This is a genomic window from Plesiomonas sp. PI-19, assembly GCF_021368255.1.
Lineage (GTDB): Bacteria > Pseudomonadota > Gammaproteobacteria > Enterobacterales > CAMTGL01 > Plesiomonas > Plesiomonas shigelloides.
This window is the reverse complement of record NZ_JAJNMQ010000001.1, coordinates 1,190,163-1,207,337: the sequence shown is the minus strand read 5'-3', so window position 1 is coordinate 1,207,337 and position 17,175 is coordinate 1,190,163. Positions and strand designations below refer to the sequence as shown.

16 protein-coding genes are annotated in these 17,175 nt (G+C 51.6%); 8 read left to right on the top strand and 8 right to left on the bottom strand.

The genetic code is table 11. The features are described from left to right. Positions 1-31 precede the first annotated feature (31 nt). Complete coding sequence (locus LQ901_RS05480; protein ID WP_010863778.1) at positions 32-397, bottom strand: YcgJ family protein; 366 nt, start codon at positions 395-397, stop codon at positions 32-34. A 256-nt stretch (positions 398-653) separates the two neighbouring features. Next, positions 654-878, bottom strand: a complete 225-nt coding sequence (locus tag LQ901_RS05475) for a hypothetical protein (RefSeq protein WP_010863779.1) — start codon at positions 876-878, stop codon at positions 654-656. Positions 879-1,306: 428 nt separating this feature from the next. On the opposite strand from LQ901_RS05475, the gene gloA reads away from it, so the two are divergent. Next, positions 1,307-1,711, top strand: coding sequence for a lactoylglutathione lyase (gene gloA / locus LQ901_RS05470; protein ID WP_010863780.1), 405 nt, complete (start codon positions 1,307-1,309; stop codon positions 1,709-1,711). A gap of 117 nt (positions 1,712-1,828) precedes the next feature. Here the strand turns inward: gloA and LQ901_RS05465 are convergent, their stop codons facing one another. Further along, on the bottom strand, positions 1,829-2,701 hold the full coding sequence (locus LQ901_RS05465; RefSeq protein ID WP_064977816.1) for an OmpA family protein: 873 nt from the start codon (positions 2,699-2,701) through the stop codon (positions 1,829-1,831). 132 nt (positions 2,702-2,833) lie between these two features. Here LQ901_RS05465 and rnt point away from each other — a divergent pair, with 132 nt between their 5' ends. Both rnt and LQ901_RS05455 read left to right on the top strand, forming a co-directional pair. Next, a complete protein-coding gene (rnt, locus tag LQ901_RS05460) occupies positions 2,834-3,514 on the top strand; it encodes a ribonuclease T (protein WP_064977817.1) in 681 nt (226 codons plus the stop codon). Between the two features lie 226 nt (positions 3,515-3,740). Continuing rightward, positions 3,741-4,319 (top strand): alkylphosphonate utilization protein, encoded by a 579-nt coding sequence (locus LQ901_RS05455; RefSeq protein WP_064977818.1) that lies wholly within the window; start codon positions 3,741-3,743, stop codon positions 4,317-4,319. 553 nt (positions 4,320-4,872) lie between these two features. Here LQ901_RS05455 and zntB read toward each other — a convergent pair. After that, positions 4,873-5,880 carry a zinc transporter ZntB gene (zntB, locus tag LQ901_RS05450; RefSeq protein WP_082935522.1) on the bottom strand — a complete coding sequence of 336 codons (1,008 nt, stop codon included), beginning with the start codon at positions 5,878-5,880 and terminating at the stop codon, positions 4,873-4,875. A gap of 162 nt (positions 5,881-6,042) precedes the next feature. On the opposite strand from zntB, the gene LQ901_RS05445 reads away from it, so the two are divergent. Further along, positions 6,043-6,219, top strand: a complete 177-nt coding sequence (locus LQ901_RS05445) for a hypothetical protein (protein ID WP_156121062.1) — start codon at positions 6,043-6,045, stop codon at positions 6,217-6,219. Between the two features lie 112 nt (positions 6,220-6,331). On the opposite strand, the gene LQ901_RS05440 is transcribed toward LQ901_RS05445, so the two are convergent. Next, positions 6,332-6,769 carry a hotdog fold thioesterase gene (locus tag LQ901_RS05440; protein WP_064977820.1) on the bottom strand — a complete coding sequence of 146 codons (438 nt, stop codon included), beginning with the start codon at positions 6,767-6,769 and terminating at the stop codon, positions 6,332-6,334. Positions 6,770-6,806: 37 nt separating this feature from the next. After that, positions 6,807-9,872, bottom strand: coding sequence for an FAD-binding and (Fe-S)-binding domain-containing protein (locus tag LQ901_RS05435; protein WP_064978480.1), 3,066 nt, complete (start codon positions 9,870-9,872; stop codon positions 6,807-6,809). A 511-nt stretch (positions 9,873-10,383) separates the two neighbouring features. On the opposite strand from LQ901_RS05435, the gene gdhA reads away from it, so the two are divergent. Beyond that, positions 10,384-11,733 carry an NADP-specific glutamate dehydrogenase gene (gene gdhA / locus LQ901_RS05430; RefSeq protein ID WP_233672024.1) on the top strand — a complete coding sequence of 450 codons (1,350 nt, stop codon included), beginning with the start codon at positions 10,384-10,386 and terminating at the stop codon, positions 11,731-11,733. A gap of 17 nt (positions 11,734-11,750) precedes the next feature. Here the strand turns inward: gdhA and LQ901_RS16880 are convergent, their stop codons facing one another. Both LQ901_RS16880 and ppsA read right to left on the bottom strand, forming a co-directional pair. Beyond that, a complete protein-coding gene (locus tag LQ901_RS16880; protein ID WP_152115670.1) occupies positions 11,751-11,831 on the bottom strand; it encodes a hypothetical protein in 81 nt (26 codons plus the stop codon). 15 nt (positions 11,832-11,846) lie between these two features. Further along, positions 11,847-14,228: a phosphoenolpyruvate synthase gene (gene ppsA / locus LQ901_RS05425; RefSeq protein WP_152136220.1), complete on the bottom strand. Its 2,382-nt coding sequence runs from the start codon at positions 14,226-14,228 to the stop codon at positions 11,847-11,849. Positions 14,229-14,521: 293 nt separating this feature from the next. On the opposite strand from ppsA, the gene LQ901_RS05420 reads away from it, so the two are divergent. The 3 genes from LQ901_RS05420 to LQ901_RS05410 all read left to right on the top strand — a co-directional run bounded on the left by LQ901_RS05420 (position 14,522) and on the right by LQ901_RS05410 (position 17,165). Then, complete coding sequence (locus LQ901_RS05420) at positions 14,522-15,355, top strand: pyruvate, water dikinase regulatory protein (RefSeq protein ID WP_152137052.1); 834 nt, start codon at positions 14,522-14,524, stop codon at positions 15,353-15,355. 149 nt (positions 15,356-15,504) lie between these two features. After that, positions 15,505-16,554, top strand: a complete 1,050-nt coding sequence (locus tag LQ901_RS05415) for a 3-deoxy-7-phosphoheptulonate synthase (RefSeq protein ID WP_047706930.1) — start codon at positions 15,505-15,507, stop codon at positions 16,552-16,554. Between the two features lie 176 nt (positions 16,555-16,730). Then, positions 16,731-17,165 carry a lecithin retinol acyltransferase family protein gene (locus LQ901_RS05410; RefSeq protein WP_047706932.1) on the top strand — a complete coding sequence of 145 codons (435 nt, stop codon included), beginning with the start codon at positions 16,731-16,733 and terminating at the stop codon, positions 17,163-17,165. The last annotated feature ends 10 nt before the right edge of the window (positions 17,166-17,175 follow it).

Below are 17,175 nucleotides of genomic sequence, written 5' to 3'. Positions count from 1 at the left end.
TTCTTTTTGCATAAAAAACACGCAAAAATGATTACGGCAAGTTATTGGTTCGGTTAAATAAGCTATTTTGGATATACCATGCGCTAAAAGATACCGGCTGGCATGTTTTTTCCTTTAAATAACAATACGTTCCGTCAGAAAACTCAATAACACCACGTTGATTGGCATGTAACAGACTATCCCATGCGGTTTGGCTGTTTACATTTTTACGCTCCACATGAAAATGACTTAACGTCTTATTTTTTGATATTCCCTGCTGCGTGGCACAAAATGCTTTCGGTTTATCACAGACAACACCCTCTTCCGGAATAAAGATATCCGGCGCGGTAAAAACCAGAGAGTCCAGTATTGCGGCTCCACTGATGACGACTGAAAGTAAAATGATGAAGGGATTCATTGCACTATCCGCTTTTACACTGCTTACAGTATAGTGCAGAAATAGAGCAGAAAATTATATTGAAGGTTTTTAAATAACTAAGTAAGTCTAAAGAATTACGCCTCTGAACTTAGCTGAGTGCAACGCTAAGCCAAATCAACACGACAAACCAAACGCTCGGCTAACAGAACAAAACAACTGACATAATGCACTCGCATTTAACACAGCAATAGCCCGCCAACAGTGAGGCGGGCTTTTATCGCTGACTTATCAATTCTTATCCCCTTTGCGGTTTCATTGCCCGTGACCAGAAGCGGTTGTCAGTTGAGCTTTTCATCGGGTTACCGTACTTAGCCGCCAAAATCGCATTCAACCGCGCTAAACCCACTTCAATGCCGCAATGGGCTTTCAATGCTGAAGACAATTGCTTGGTTGTAAACTGATCCGAAAGCAAAGTCCGACTCAGGTTCATGATAGTAGTGTCGTTAACTGATATCCGCATTTTCATTCTCTTTTATTGAATAACCATGCATTAAATCTATCAGGTCAAATCCACTATCGTCTGTGATTTTGGTCACATTTACAGAAAGTTAATTGCATGAGTGATGCAAAATATTTCCATTAAGCACCGGCTCCTCTCAGCAAAAACATAACTTTAAAATCATATAATTATGAGATTTCATCGCAGGTATCGACATGAAAACAGCTGTCAGCCGCAGATCTGACACATACCGCAACACAAAGTGTTCTGCTACACACACAGAAAGGCCGCGATAAATCCACACAACAAGAAAGGAATAAAAATTCATTTGGCACGCTATTTTATCCCTCGCCACAGCGCCACTATTGTCCAATGTGGGGGTTTATTCTGGCGGCAGTTCCTGCGATCATGAGAGTTGAAGGATGACATTTCAGAAGAGGATATAAGCCATGCGCATTCTGCATACCATGTTACGTGTTGGCGACATGCAGCGCTCTATTGAGTTCTACACCAAGGTTCTCGGCATGAAACTGCTGCGTACTAGCGATAACGAAGAATATAAGTACTCACTGGCCTTCGTCGGCTTTGGTGATGAGAGCTCAGGTGCTGTGATTGAGCTGACTTATAACTGGGGTGTTAGCGAATACGAGATGGGTACGGCGTTTGGCCATATCGCACTGGGCGTTGATGATGTCGCAGCCACTTGTGAGGCTATCAAGCAAGCTGGCGGTAAAGTCGTGCGTGAAGCAGGCCCTGTCAAAGGCGGCAGCACCATCATTGCGTTTGTTGAAGATCCGGATGGCTATAAGATCGAACTGATCCAAAACAAGCAGGCCAGCCAAGGTTTAGGCTGACAACTCATCTAGCTCTCGCTCGACGAGTCAGTCTTGTGGGTGAAAACAAAAAGCGCTGTCAGTGACAGCGCTTTTTTTATCGCGAGACGTAATCGATAGCTCTCGATTGGCTAACAGTCACATATCCGACGACCGCGACAGCGAAATAATCAAGCGGCGGTTCAGACCGCGATTGAGCGCTGAGCGATTATCCGCTACTGGGCGCTGATCACCATGCACCTGCAGCTGAATTTGCTCTGGCTTTAATCCCTGCGTCACAAAATAGTGCTGCATGTTTTCGGCTCGCTTACGCGCCAGCTCTTCTGAATTGGAGGCCACTTCCCGATCGTCACTGTGCGCAGCCACCAATACCAGCTCTACATCCTTGATATGACGGATATACTGCGCAATTTGATCGAGCTTTTTCTGCGAATCAAAGGTCAGCTTTTCGCTATTGGCCTGATAATGCAACACAGTGTAGGCAATATCATCAAAGCTGTACGGCAGCAAACGTTGCACGCAGGCTAAATATTTCTTGTATGGCCCTTTAAAGTGCGCCGGTGACAGACTCACTTGCACCCGCTCGTTGTTGTAGTACCAATCACGGTAGCTCAAGGTTGGTAAACGGCCACGCTCGAGCTCGGTCAACATCCGCCATGCATCTTGTCCATTCACATAACCATCAAACTGCTTGAACAGCTTTAAGGTATTGATGGTGCCGGCATTAGTGCCTGGCATCCAGCGAGGAGGTAACGATAGCAGCGTTGCCTGACGGGTTTCCGCCATCGGCCGGAACATTTGCAGTTCAAAATCGAGGTTAATTTTCTTGCTGGCATGGGAGCTGAACACACCGGTGCCATAGCCCGGAACCGGATGCTCTAAACGGCATTCCAGCGGCGTATCCTGCGTCATCACCCAGGTAGAATCATCAATTCCGGCGAAAAACTGCCTTTCAGCCCGTAAAAAGGGGCTAACTAGCATCAAACCGGCAACTACAACTTTTTTAATCATTCGGTGGCAACTCCTGCGTATCATAGTGATTAGCGACCGCGGGAAGGAATACTTTAGTTAAGCGCCATAAATTGCAATAATAAGCTCTCTTTATTTCACGCACGCTGATCTGTACAGCACCAAAGAGAAATCATGGCTAAAACTCTTAACCCGAATTGTCTGAGCGCCCGTTTCCGAGGCTATTTCCCGGTGGTTATTGATGTGGAAACCGCAGGATTTAATGCGCAGACGGATGCGCTGCTGGAAATCGCGGCCGTCACGCTGAAGATGGATGAAGATGGTTGGTTGATGCCGGATCAGAAACTGAGCTTCAATGTTGAGCCGTTTGAAGGCGCCAACCTCAATCCGGAAGCGCTGGCGTTTACCGGTATCGATCCCCACAATCCACTGCGCGGTGCCGTGAGCGAATATGAGGCATTGCACGAGATTTTCAAAGTGGTGCGCAAAGAGCAAAAGGCCAATGAGTGCAACCGCGCCATTGTTGTCGCGCATAACGCAGCCTTTGACCACGGCTTTCTGATGGCGGCCGCTGAGCGTGCTGGCCTCAAACGCAACCCGTTCCACCCGTTTGCCACCTTTGATACTGCCGCGCTCAGTGGCCTGGTGCTAGGACAAACTGTGCTCGCGAAGGCTTGCCAAACCGCCAAGATCCCGTTCGATAATAATCAGGCGCACTCTGCCCTGTATGACACCGAACGCACCGCAGAGCTGTTCTGTGAGCTGGTTAATCGATGGAAGCGTCTGGGTGGCTGGCCACTGGCATTCGCAGCAGATGATGAAGAGTCAACCGCAGAAATCGCTGACTCAAATTGAGCCTCTGAGCTACCTCACTGTCATCATCAACAGAAAAGTGAAACCCGCATTTCAGCCGCATACATTGCAGCTTGTTGCGTGGTAAACATGACAATCTACCGGATGATTTTTACAATAAAATCATCCGGTTTAGTTCGATAATTAGCCGCTATCAGGCTTAACTCCCCTTTTCTCTGCGTTTATGCTATACTTTGCTTGTATTATTCCGTATTACGAGCGAATTACGATGTCAATTGAGCAAATCTTACAAGAACGCAGTGGCTCACACTGTGAACTCTGTGGAAGTGAGAATAATCTTTCTGTTTATTCTGTCCCTCACTCAGCGTCTGATGATGCGGATCATTCCGTACTTCTGTGCGATACATGCCGTAATCAGATCGAAAACCCTGAAACTGCCGATCAGGCTCACTGGCGTTGTCTGAACGACAGTATGTGGAGCCAAGTGCCTGCAGTACAGGTAATGGCATGGCGTCAGCTGAAGAATCTGTCTCACGAAGTTTGGGCTCAGGATCTGCTGGATATGCTGTATCTGGACGAAGAAACTCTGGCATGGGCAGAAGCTGGTGTGTCTGCAACCAGCAGCAACGATGACACCGCCCCGACTCTGGACAGCAACGGCAACGTGCTGCAAGACGGCGACTCTGTCACCCTGATTAAAGATCTGGTCGTTAAAGGTGCTAACTTCACTGCCAAGCGCGGCACCATGGTGAAGAATATCTCTCTGACCAGCAACCCAGAGCACATTGAAGGCCGCGTAAACGGCGTGCAAATCGTTCTGGTTGCCAACTTCCTGAAGAAGGCTTAATTCAGCGGTTCACGAAACATTTGGTTTCGGATTCATACCTCTGATAATACGACTGCCCGTTACAATATATACGCTTTGTGTATATTGTCGAGCGGTCGTTTTTTTATCTATTTTCTCATTTATCTAGTCATTTTCAGCAACTCTGATTTATCACAAAGGTTGCGTCTATCGTACTTGTATCACCTAAAGAGCATAGCAAATCGCAGTAGAATAAAACTGAGATAAAAAGCGAAATACTGATGATGCGAGTAAGCTAAAAATGCATACTTGGATATGAAAGACAGATAAAAAAGCAGAAAAAAGAGAAGAGAAAGAGCCAAAAAAAGAAAAACGCCGGTCTTCAATGCCGGCGTAGCAAGAATAAGTTTGCTGTAATGCAAGGAAAATAGAAGGAAGTTAAGACAACGTGGAGTACAGTGTCCATCGCTTAAACACTGTATTCACCTGCCAGTGCAGTTTGCTACTGAATGCGGTTGCAAGTATTGATTTCGCGCAATTTTTTGCGTCATTGCAGTCAATTATCTGTAATGACACACATTTTCTCGCAAAACGCTTATAACCAGCGTTTTCTTTTCAGCCAAAATCCAATACCGCCCGCAAGCCCCACCAGCGCCAAGCAAAACAGTGGAAAACTGCCGCTAAAGCCTTTACCCGGAATGCCCTCCAGATTGACTCCAAACAACCCCGTCAAAAACGAAATCGGTAAAAACATCATAGCCAGCAAAGACATGGCATAAGTGCGCCGGTTCATGGCATCTGCCAGCAAGTTCGCAATTTCATCAGCCAAGACCGAGGTACGGGAAATCGCAGCATCCAAATCGTCCAAGGTTCTGCCTAATCGCTCCGAGACTTCTTGCATGCGCCGTTTATCGTCATCATCGAACCAGCTGATTTTCTCTGCGGCAATGCGCGAATAGACATCGCGCTGCGGAGACAGATACCGACGCAATACAATCAACTGCTTGCGGATCAACGCCAGACGTCCGCGATCGGGGATCTTGTGCTCCAGCAAGCCATCTTCCAGCTCGATAATCACTTCATGCAGATCGTCGATAAACTCAGAGGCGTAATCGGTCATGCAATCGCAAATCTCGACCACCCATTCGCTGCTGTTGGTCGGCCCGTTACCATTCCACAGTTCGGTTTCCAGATCTTCGACCGAAAACAGTCGCCGCCGCCGCGAAGAGACTATCAGATCACGACTGACGTAAGCGCGCAACGCCACCATCTGATCAGGGCGCTCATCGTTGTTGTAATTGATGCTACGGAGGGTGATTAAGACCCCTTCCCCTAATCGGGTAAAGCGCGGACGCGAGCTTTCCCCCAGCAATGCCTCTTTTACGTTTTCCGGCAGCAAGCCGGTATCGCGGATCCAGTTAGCCGAATCAGGCTGGCTGTAATCCAAATGCAGCCACACAGGCCCTTGCTCTGCTCTCAGTTTTGCATCTTTAGCCTGCGTTGTGTTGGCCTTTGCCAGCTTGTCAATGGGCAGAGCACCACCCTGCCCATCTAACCACAGGGCACTGATTGCTCCCTTTACCTGCACATCGTTAACTTGCATGAGCCTTTCCTGACACATTGAAAGAAACCTGTTTACCGGATCACAAATTCGCGTTAACCCATTTACGCCAGCCAAAAATATGGTAGATTCCCCGCGGGCTGACGCAATCTCGTCATACCAGCCCGCACGACCAACAGATATTCTTTTTGAGGACTATCAGCCATGAAACCAGTAGTCGATAATTGGCTGGAACAGGAGTTAATGCTGCAGGAAGTGATCCGGGCAGAAAAACTTCGCCATATACGTGAAGAACATGAAGATGCGTTTACCGATATGAGCAACCGGCGCAGAACCTGCCGCCGCCGCCAAATCAAACGCTGCAAGCGCGGAACTTTGTAATTCAACCCGATTTTGGGTGCAGTATGGCTCCACACTGCGCCCTGTATTGCTCACCATGCATCTTCACTGGGTATTCTTCCCTACAGCGTATTGCTGCTTTAGGTTTGACGTTTTACTGCTCACCGTGTGTGTTTTCGGCGATCACGGCAGTCGTCAGACGCGCACTGCAACATAAACGCTGCTGCTCATCAAAAATCTCTATCTGCCAGACCTGATGCCGCCGACCGACATGTAACGCTTTGCACACTCCACGCGCCATACCGCTTCGGATCGCGCGCAAATGGTTGGCATTCACCTCCAACCCCACTACCTGTTCACGCCCTTCGGTACACAGATAGCCGGCCACAGAGCCGAGCGTTTCGGCCAATACTACTGACGCGCCGCCGTGTAACAGGCCAAATGGCTGGGTAGTACGCTGATCAACCGGCATCACCGCTTCCAGCGCATCAGGGGTAATGGCAGTAAACTCGATGCCGACATGTCCTACCATACAGTGTTTGCCCATCTCATTCAGCTGGGCCAATGTTGCAGTTCGTTTCCAAATTTTCATGGTGATATTCTGTTTATTTTCCGTCAGTAAGTGATGATTACGCTTGGCTGCGCAGGATAGAAAGCAGCGCCTGTGCAGGATGCAAGATACGCTCTTTTTCCATGCGCTTAACTTGGCTACGGCACGAATAACCGGTAGTCAGGCAGCGATTCAATGGCCGAATTTTCAGCTGCGCTTGCCAAGACAGGCGATAAATTCCGAGGGAATTGTCTCGGTTTTTCGCCTCATGCCCGTACGTGCCGGCCATCCCACAGCAACCGACGCTGACCGTCTGCAACTCGGCGCCAAAATGGGCAAAGATCGCTTTCCAGTCCGCCGAGCTTTGTGGCAACGCGGTGCTTTCCGTGCAGTGCCCCAGCAAATACCAGACATCTGATGATTTACTCAGTGCCGGAACCGAGCCAAGACGCGGACGCAGCCACTCCTGCACCAATTGCACCTCAAATGTACCGCGCGCGTCACCCAGCACTTCACGGTATTCATCGCGATAGCACAACACCAGTGCTGGATCGACGCCCACCATCGGAATCTCGAGCGCAGAGAGCTGATTTAAAAATTCAGCCGTGCTGGCCGCGGTGCGGGCAAACTCACGTAAAAAGCCTTTCACATGCTGCGGCTTGCCATTGGGTTTAAACGGCAACAATACCGGCTTGAAGCCCAAATGCTCGGCCAAGCGGACAAAATCCGCGACCACTTGTGCGTCATAGAAGCTAGTAAACGGATCTTGCACGACCAGCACATGGCGAGCTTTTTCTTCTGCCGATAACGCTTGTAGCTGCTCCAGCGAGAAAGTCAGTGCCGCATGGCCCGTCAACTCTTCGCGCAGCGTCGGCACTGACAGCGAAGGCACATCAATCATGCCGATGGTTTTCTCGGTTAACGTCTGCATCCACGCTGGTTGCATGATGGCATTGAACAGTTTCGGCGCTTTGGCCATCAGCGGGGCATACTGCTCGACCGTCGCCACCATGTAATCTCGGGCTGGCCGCAAATAGCGGGTGTGGTAGAGCTGCAAAAAGCGCGCACGAAACGCCGGCACGTCAATCTTGATAGGACACTGGGTCGAGCAGGCTTTGCAGGCCAAACAACCCGCCATTGCCTCTTTCACCTCATGGGAAAAGTCATATTCACCACGGCGTGCCGCCAAGGTATAGCGGGTTTTATCCATCAGCTCGCGAAAGCTAAATGACGAACCGGCCAGTTGCTGCTCTATGCTCAGCACATCAGCGCCTTCATCGGCCAACATGGACAGCCATTCGCGCACCAACGCGGCACGCCCTTTTGGAGAATGGCGGCGATCGCGGGTTATTTTCACTGACGGGCACATCGGGCTGTGCGTATCAAAGTTAAAGCACAAGCCGTTGCCGTTACACTCCAGTGCACCGCGATAAGACTCGCGCACACTGAGCGGAATTTTACGATCATGCCAACTGCGCTTTTCTCCCGCCACTTGCACCAGTTCAGCGCCCGCTTTCAATGGCGTGCAGATCTTGCCCGGATTTAAGCGGTTATCTGGGTCAAACACGGTTTTGATCAGTTGCAACTCAGCCCACAGCGCTTCGCCGAAAAATAGTGGGCTGTATTCCGAGCGAAAACCTTTACCGTGCTCTCCCCACATCAAGCCGCCGTATTTGGCCGTTAGCGCCACCACTTGGTCAGAGATGGTTTTCATCAAGCGCTCTTGCTCTGGGTCACACAGGTCCAGCGCAGGACGCACGTGTAATACCCCCGCATCAACGTGACCAAACATCCCGTAATGCAGCCCTTGGCTGTCGAGCAGCGCACGAAACTCGGCGATATAATCCGCCAGATGCTCCGGCGGAACGCAGGTATCCTCGGCAAAAGCTATCGGCTTGGCCGCACCTTTGGTATTCCCCAGCAGCCCGACGGCCTTTTTGCGCATGGTGTAAATGCGCTCGATATCCACTAAATCATGACATACCTGATAACCGATCACGCCACCTTCGCGGTTTGGCAGGAGTGTATCGAGGCGCTGACAGAGATCGCTCACCTGCGCATCAATCAGCTCGGCATCATCACCGGCATACTCGACAATATTCAGCCCTTGCATATCGCAACCTGGTACATCAGTGATCAGTTCGCGCACCGAATGCCAAACGATGTCCTCGCGGGCCAGATTCAGCACCTTGGAGTCCACAGTCTCCACAGAGAGCGCTTGCGCGGCCACCATAAAAGGGGCATGACGCAGCGCCGAGTCAAAGCTGTCATATTTAATGTTAATCAGACGGCGCTGCTTAGGGATAGGCGTGATATTCAGCTTGGCCTCGGCAATAAACGCCAATGAGCCTTCTGAACCGGTAAGGAGGCGAGTTAAATCAAACTGACGCAGATCATCGCTAAATACATGGCGCAAGTCATAGCCGGTTAAAAAACGATTGAGCTTAGGGAAACGCGCCAAAATCAGCTCACGCTGGTCACGGCAACGTTGCAGCACGGTCTGATAAACCCGTCCAATCGGGTCTTTTTGCTGTGCCAGTTGCTCCGCCACTTCCACCGGCATCGGTGCGGTATCCAGTAGCGAACCATCGAGCATCACTGCACGCAAACCGAGCACATGATCAGAGGTTTTGCCGTACAGCAGTGAGCCTTGCCCGGAGGCATCGGTATTGATCATGCCGCCAATCGTGGCACGGTTACTGGTGGAAAGATCAGGAGAGAAAAAATAGCCGTGCGGTTTTAAATAGGCATTGAGCTGATCTTTGACCACGCCCGCTTCCACTCGCACCCATTTTTCTTCCAGATTTAACTCCAAAATCCGGTTCATGTAGCGCGAAGTATCCACCACCACACCGGTCGTCAATGATTGACCATTGGTGCCGGTTCCTCCGCCACGTGGGGCGAACGTGAGTTCTTTGAATTCCGCCTGCTGCGCCGTGCGGGTCAATAATAAGATGTCCGCCACCGAGCGTGGAAACAGTACCGCCTGTGGCAATTGCTGGTAGACACTGTTGTCGGTCGCCATGCTCAAGCGCCCGCCATAGGTCACATCCGTATCACCACTAAAACCGGCTGAGCTCAGCGCCGATAAAAAAGAGTGGGTCAACGGCGCTACGCCGGGCACGCCGGAAAGTTGCGGAATCATCATTGGTTATCCCTTACAGCCTTGCATCCTGAAACCACGGTGAGCGCACGTGCTTATTGGCGTCACCCTAGCCTGCATAAATGTATATTTAACCTGCAGTATCAACAATCTGTCTGCATAAAACCAGCGTTTCAACGGGAGCCATGCATAACGCGCTTATCCTTGATACGCGGTTTTATCGCGCATCCATACCGTATCAATCGCTTATCGGAATAAAAATTACACGGGATAAAACGCCCCTGCAACTGACTTACTGCGCTTTATGTTGTCTGTTTACCACTGCGTATTTATTCAGCAATACCGATTCAGCTAAAACAGCAAAGCCCACAATGAAAACAGTGATAACACCGTACGTTTTGTGCGCTATACCTCACGAGTTCATCCCCTACTCAGTGCGCGCCATTTGACCTTAAATAGCAAACAAAGGTAGAGATATGACAGACAAATATAATAATTTGCTCTTGCTATACACAACAAAGTGCACACAATTTTAATTCAGACAGGATAAGTTATGAGCCATATACCTTCTTTGGACGATTTTATCGCCGGTGTTAGCCAGCGTAACCCCCACCAGCCGGAGTATCTGCAAGCGGTACATGAAGTGATGGCAACCCTGTGGCCTTTTATTCAGGAAAACCCTCGCTACGCCGCCCAAGGTCTGCTGGAGCGTTTGGTGGAGCCTGAGCGCTTAATTCAATTTCGCGTTTGCTGGACCGACGATCACGGCAAGGTGCAGGTTAACCGCTCGTTTCGCGTTCAACACAACTCAGCAATTGGCCCATACAAAGGCGGGATGCGTTTTCACCCTTCGGTGAATCCTTCCATTTTGAAGTTTTTGGCTTTTGAGCAAACCTTTAAAAATGCCCTGACCACCTTACCGATGGGCGGCGGCAAAGGCGGCTCCGATTTTGACCCCAAAGGGAAAAGTGATGCTGAGATCATGCGCTTTTGTCAGGCATTGATGACCGAGCTATACCGCCATTTGGGGCCAGACACTGACGTGCCAGCTGGCGATATCGGCGTTGGAGCGCGTGAAGTCGGCTTCATGACGGGGATGATGAAAAAGCTGACCAACAATGCCGCCTGCGTATTTACCGGTAAAGGCATGAGTTTTGGTGGCAGCGCGATGCGCCCAGAGGCCACCGGTTACGGGCTCATCTATTTTGTGCAAGCGATGCTGGCCGAACGCGGTGAAAGCTTGGCCGGCCGTACCGTCACCGTATCTGGCTCTGGTAACGTGGCACAATTTACCATCCAAAAAGCCCTTGAGTTGGGCGCCAAGGTTATCAGTGCCTCAGACTCCTCCGGCACGGTATACGATCCTGCTGGATTTACGCCGGAGAAACTGGCCGACCTGTGCCGGATTAAAAACGAGCAAGCCGGACGCGTTGCCGATTATGCTCGTTTGCACGGCTTGACCTATCTGGCCGGACAGCGCCCGTGGGGCATTGCCACCGAAATTGCGCTGCCATGCGCCACGCAAAACGAGCTGGATACCGATGATGCCGCGGCGCTGATCCGAAACGGTGTACGCCTCGTCGCCGAAGGCGCCAATATGCCGACCACTGAGCCGGCGGTTTATGCGCTGCAAGAGTGCGGCGTGCTATTCGCACCCGGTAAAGCGGCCAACGCTGGCGGCGTGGCGACCTCGGGTCTGGAAATGTCGCAAAATGCGCTGCGCTTAGGCTGGTCAGATCGCGAAGTGGATCAGCGTCTGCAAGACATCATGCTGAGTATTCACGCTGCATGCGTGCGTTATGGCCGCGATCCGCAGAGCAACCATGTCGACTATGTGCGTGGAGCGAATATCGCCGGTTTTGTGAAAGTAGCCGATGCCATGTTGGCGCAAGGTGTGCTGTAACACTCACAATTTTCAATTCAATATGTGCCAAACAAAAGGGAATACCGGATGGTATTCCCTTGAATTACGGCTAACTTAGCCGCTCGATACGCTGCCAATTATCCCTGCAACCCTTAGCAAGCCCCTTGTCGCTCAGCCTGTTCGGCCAGATACAACCAGGTTTCCACCACCGTATCTGGGTTTAACGAGACACTGTCGATCCCCTGCTCCAGCAGCCAGGCCGCAAAATCAGGGTGATCCGATGGGCCTTGTCCGCAAATCCCGACATATTTACCTTGCCGTTTCGCGGCCTGAATCGCCATCGCCAGCAGCGCTTTGACCGCCGCATTACGCTCATCAAACAGGTGCGAGATGATACCGGAGTCTCTATCTAGCCCCAGCGCCAGCTGCGTCATATCATTCGAGCCGATAGAAAAGCCGTCAAACAGCTGCAAGAACTCATCGGCCAACAGGGCATTCGATGGGATTTCGCACATCATGATCACTTTCAGCCCTTGCTCACCGCGTTGCAGGCCTTGCTCGGCTAACAACGCCAGTACGGATCGCGCTTCATCCGGTGTACGGACGAACGGGATCATCACCTCGACATTCGTCAGCCCCATCACCTCGCGCACTCGGCGAATGGCCGCGCACTCCAGCGCAAAGCAATCACGGAAGGATGCCGAAACGTAGCGCGACGCACCGCGAAAGCCCAGCATCGGGTTTTCTTCATGCGGCTCATAGCGCTCACCGCCCACTAAATTGGCATATTCGTTGGACTTAAAGTCCGACATCCGCACAATCACCCGCTTCGGCCAAAATGCCGCAGCTAAGGTGGCGATCCCTTCCGTGAGTTTACTGATATAAAACTCAACCGGATCGGCATAGCCCGCCATCATGCCGCGAATAATGTGCTGCAATTCAGCTGGCTGCTGCTCGAAATTGAGCAAGGCTTTCGGATGCACGCCAATCATGCGGTTAATGATGAACTCCAGTCGCGCCAAGCCCACCCCTTCGTTAGGTAAGCGCGCGAAATCAAAGGCGCGATCGGGGTTACCTACGTTCATCATCACTTTCAGCGGCAGTGGCGGCATCGCATCAATCTGTGAGCTTTGCACGCTGTACGGCAATATGCCTTGGTAGATAAAACCGGTGTCACCTTCGGCGCAAGATACCGTAACCGGCATACCATTATGCAGCATCTGAGTTGCATCACCGCAGCCGACTACCGCCGGAATACCCAGTTCACGGGCAATAATCGCCGCATGGCAAGTTCGTCCACCGCGATTGGTCACGATCGCCGCCGCCCGTTTCATGACCGGCTCCCAATCCGGATCGGTCATGTCAGTCACCAGCACATCCCCCGGTTGGACTTTGTCCATCTCATCGATACGCGCCACAATGCACACTGTACCGGCACCGATTTTATGGCCGATGGCACGCCCTTCGGCCAACACCTCACCGGCGTGCTCCAAACGGAAACGCTCAGTGACTTGCTGATTTGCCTGCACCGTCTCCGGACGCGCCTGCACAATATACAGTCGGCCATCGAGCCCATCTTTGGCCCACTCGATATCCATCGGGCGACCATAATGACGCTCGATCACCAGCGCTTGACGTGCCAATTGCTCCACCTCGGCATCGCTGAGGGAGTAGGTTTGCGCGCGCGCCGCGTCCACATCACACACTTCGACTTGCTTACCGTGCTCAGCGCTGCCCGAGTAGACCATCTGTACCCGCTTCGAGCCTAGCGTCCGGCGCACGACCGCCGGACGCCCCGCCTCCAGCGTCGGCTTATGGACATAAAACTCATCCGGATTCACCGCGCCCTGCACCACCATCTCCCCCAATCCATAGGACGAGGTAATAAACACCACCTGATCAAAGCCAGATTCCGTATCCAACGTAAACATCACGCCCGATGCCGCTTTATCTGAGCGCACCATGCGCTGGATCCCCGCCGACAACGCCACGCCTTTGTGGTCATAGCCTTGATGCACGCGATAAGAGATCGCGCGATCATTAAACAGCGAAGCAAACACATGTTTCACCGCCAGCATCACGGCATCTAACCCGCGCACGTTCAAAAACGTCTCTTGCTGACCGGCAAATGACGCATCCGGCATATCCTCCGCCGTGGCCGACGAGCGCACCGCAAACGAGCCTTCCGCATGCATATCAGCACTTAGCTGTGCATACGCCTCAGCAATAGCCTGCGTTAACGCGGGCTGGAATGGCGTATCCACCACCCATTGCCGAATTTGCGCCCCCGCTTTTGCCAGTGCGCGTACATCGTCCACATCCAGCGTATCCAATAATTGATGGATACGTTGATTCAACCCGCTTTGCTCCAGAAACTCATTAAATGCACGCGCCGTGGTGGCAAAACCATCCGGCACACTGACGCCCAACCCTGACAGATTGGCGATCATCTCGCCAAGCGACGCATTTTTACCCCCAACACGGTTTACATCATTCATGCCTAACTGGTGATACCAGAGTACATACGGTTCCACGGCTCGCCTCTCCTGTGTCAATGCGATGTTTTCAGTCCGATGGTGTTAGTGCGATGTTTCTAGTGCAATGCTGCTAGTACAAGGGATTCGTTCACTCGGCGCGCCTTCACTGACGCCATACCGAGCATCAATTTTCGTGCGTTGGTTTACGTTTCTGGTGTTTCAGATTGGTGTTTTTCCGCGCCTGATTCAGTATGGACTCAGATTCAATCAGTGAAATGAAACTCTAGCCATCACCGCCTCTGCGCCACCGGATAGCACTGTGGTGCAACCCCTGTTACGGAGCCACCTGCATGTCATCTCATCTGGAACGGACGGTATTTTATATCTCAGACGGAACGGCGATCACTGCCGAAGTGTTGGGGCACGCGGTTCTTTCACAGTTTCCGTTAACCCTGCAACAAATCACCGTGCCGTTTGTTGAAACGCCACAGAAGGCCGAAGCGATCCGGCAGCAAATAAATTCCTGCTATCAAAATAGCGGCTCACGCCCATTGGTGTTTTATTCCATCGTGATGCCGGAAATTAAAGCGATCATCGAGCGCAGCGAAGGTTGTTGTCAGGATATTCTGAATACCTTAGTCACCCCGATACAAAATGAGCTGCAAATTGCCCCGACTCCAACCCTGCATCGAACCCACGGGCTGGCGCGCGGTAACATGGAAAAATATGACTCTCGCATCGCCGCGGTCGAATTTGCCCTCGCGCACGATGACGGCATTTCGCTGCGGAACATGGAGCAGGCTGACGTGATTTTGTTGGGGGTATCGCGCTGCGGTAAAACCCCCACCAGCTTGTATATGGCGATGCAATTTGGTTTGAAAGTCGCTAACTACCCGTTTATTGCCGATGACATGGATAACCTCACCCTGCCCGCAGCACTGAAACCGTTTCACGGTAAACTGTTCGGTTTAACCATTCATCCAGAGCGTTTGATGGCAATTCGCAGTGAACGGCGCGATAACAGTCGTTATGCGTCGCTACGCCAATGCCGACTGGAGCTGACCGAGGTTGAGCTGCTATATCAACGCGAGCGAATTCCCTTTATCGATACAACCAACTTCTCGGTAGAGGAGATCTCAACCAAAATTATGGACATCATGCAGCTTAACCGTCAGATGTTTTAAATTTAGACAATCTGCTAACGATTCCTGCCATTGTGTAGGGAATCGATACCTATCTTGGCCGGACTGCTTGCAGCGCGGATAAATTCCGTTATTGTGTGTTTGTGAGTCTCTTCACAGCGCGTCTGTATGAAGTTACCAAGAGAATTTAGATGTCTATTAAAACTGATGAGTTACGCACTGAGCGCGTTGACAGCTTAGTCACGCCTGCTCAGCTGGCTGACGATTATCCACTCGATGATCAGGTCGCCGCGATGGTATTGCAGGCCAGAACCTGCATTGAAAATATATTAAGCGGACAGGATCCGCGCCTGCTGGTGATTGTCGGCCCTTGCTCCATTCACGACCCGAAGGCCGCGCTGGACTACGCCAACCGCCTGCATGCTTTGCATGAACGTTATCAGGATCGCCTGTTTATCGTCATGCGCACCTATTTTGAAAAGCCGCGCACCGTGGTGGGCTGGAAAGGGCTGATTTCCGATCCGTTTTTGGATGGCAGCTATCAGGTCAACGAAGGGATCCGCATGGCGCGCAAGCTGCTGGTGGATATCAACGCAATTGGCCTGCCTACCGCAACCGAATTTTTGGATATGGTGACCGGTCAGTACATTGCTGATTTGATCAGCTGGGGCGCAATTGGTGCCCGTACCACCGAAAGCCAGATCCACCGCGAGATGGCATCAGCGCTTTCGTGTCCGGTCGGCTTTAAAAACGGTACTGACGGCAACGTGCGTATTGCGATTGATGCAATTCGCGCTTCTCGTGCGCCGCACATGTTCTTATCGCCAGACAAAACCGGCCATATGACCATTTACCGCACCTCAGGAAATCCCTTCGGGCATATTATTCTGCGCGGCGGTAAAGATCCGAACTATCAAGCGAAGCATGTGGCCCAGGCGTGCGATCGTCTGCGGGAGTTTGATTTAGCCGAACATCTGGTGGTCGATTTCAGTCATGGCAATTGCCAGAAACTGCATCGCCGTCAGCTGGATGTGTGTGATGACGTGTGCGGCCAAATTCGCGCTGGCTCACGAGCCATTGCCGGCATCATGGCCGAAAGCTTCCTCACCGAAGGCGCGCAAAAAGTCGTTAACGGTCAGCCGTTGGTGTACGGGCAGTCGATTACCGATCCTTGCCTGAGCTGGGCAGATACCGAAAAACTGCTGGAAAAACTGGCCGACGCGGTCACCGCACGTTTCTGAAATCGGTGATTAACGGCTATACTCATCCCGTTATCTGGCTGATGGCCATGGCGGGATGAGTTTCTCTCCTTCCCTATCGTGTTATTTCTTTCCATCACGACTATCATGCACTGCGCATGAGCGCATCATGATTAGCCATCACCGCAAACCGGCTTTCGTTATCAAGAGGTTCGATAATGCAGCACGCGCAGTATCCTGACGCCTTGTGTCCCGGCGATCACTTGGTTTCCCCACGCCCCGGTTACTCTCATCACGGCATTTATATCGGTAATAATACTGTGATCCACTACTCCGGCCTGCACCGCAATGCGGTCAGCGGCAGTGTGTGTGAAATCAGTGTGGATGAGTTTCATGCCGGTTTTGGTTTTCGCGTACAAAACAATAAGGGTCGATACCAAGGGCAAGAAGCCGTGAAACGCGCGCGTAGTCGCCTTGGGGAAGATAAGTATCACTTGCTGTTTAACAACTGTGAGCACTTCGTGCATTGGGTTTTGCACGGCAAAGCCCGCAGCCAGCAGGTTAACAATGCGTTGATTGGCTTGACCACCGTGGTTCTCACCGGCGTAGGTCGTTGGGCGTTAAAAAAATACCGTGGCAGCGAACGGGTGTAATCCCCCTTCG

Bases quoted from the DNA above. Each gene is read 5' to 3' on its own strand.
- LQ901_RS05465 (WP_064977816.1), bottom strand. From the start codon at position 2,701: ATGATTAAAAAAGTTGTAGTTGCCGGTTTGATGCTAGTTAGCCCCTTT.
- LQ901_RS05410 (WP_047706932.1), top strand. From the start codon at position 16,731: ATGCAGCACGCGCAGTATCCTGACGCCTTGTGTCCCGGCGATCACTTG.
- LQ901_RS05475 (WP_010863779.1), bottom strand. From the start codon at position 878: ATGCGGATATCAGTTAACGACACTACTATCATGAACCTGAGTCGGACT.
- LQ901_RS05435 (WP_064978480.1), bottom strand. From the start codon at position 9,872: ATGATTCCGCAACTTTCCGGCGTGCCCGGCGTAGCGCCGTTGACCCAC.
- gdhA (WP_233672024.1), top strand. From the start codon at position 10,384: ATGAGCCATATACCTTCTTTGGACGATTTTATCGCCGGTGTTAGCCAG.
- LQ901_RS05420 (WP_152137052.1), top strand. From the start codon at position 14,522: ATGTCATCTCATCTGGAACGGACGGTATTTTATATCTCAGACGGAACG.
- rnt (WP_064977817.1), top strand. From the start codon at position 2,834: ATGGCTAAAACTCTTAACCCGAATTGTCTGAGCGCCCGTTTCCGAGGC.
- LQ901_RS05445 (WP_156121062.1), top strand. From the start codon at position 6,043: ATGAAACCAGTAGTCGATAATTGGCTGGAACAGGAGTTAATGCTGCAG.
- zntB (WP_082935522.1), bottom strand. From the start codon at position 5,880: ATGCAAGTTAACGATGTGCAGGTAAAGGGAGCAATCAGTGCCCTGTGG.
- LQ901_RS05455 (WP_064977818.1), top strand. From the start codon at position 3,741: ATGTCAATTGAGCAAATCTTACAAGAACGCAGTGGCTCACACTGTGAA.
- gloA (WP_010863780.1), top strand. From the start codon at position 1,307: ATGCGCATTCTGCATACCATGTTACGTGTTGGCGACATGCAGCGCTCT.
- LQ901_RS05480 (WP_010863778.1), bottom strand. From the start codon at position 397: ATGAATCCCTTCATCATTTTACTTTCAGTCGTCATCAGTGGAGCCGCA.
- LQ901_RS05415 (WP_047706930.1), top strand. From the start codon at position 15,505: ATGTCTATTAAAACTGATGAGTTACGCACTGAGCGCGTTGACAGCTTA.
- LQ901_RS05440 (WP_064977820.1), bottom strand. From the start codon at position 6,769: ATGAAAATTTGGAAACGAACTGCAACATTGGCCCAGCTGAATGAGATG.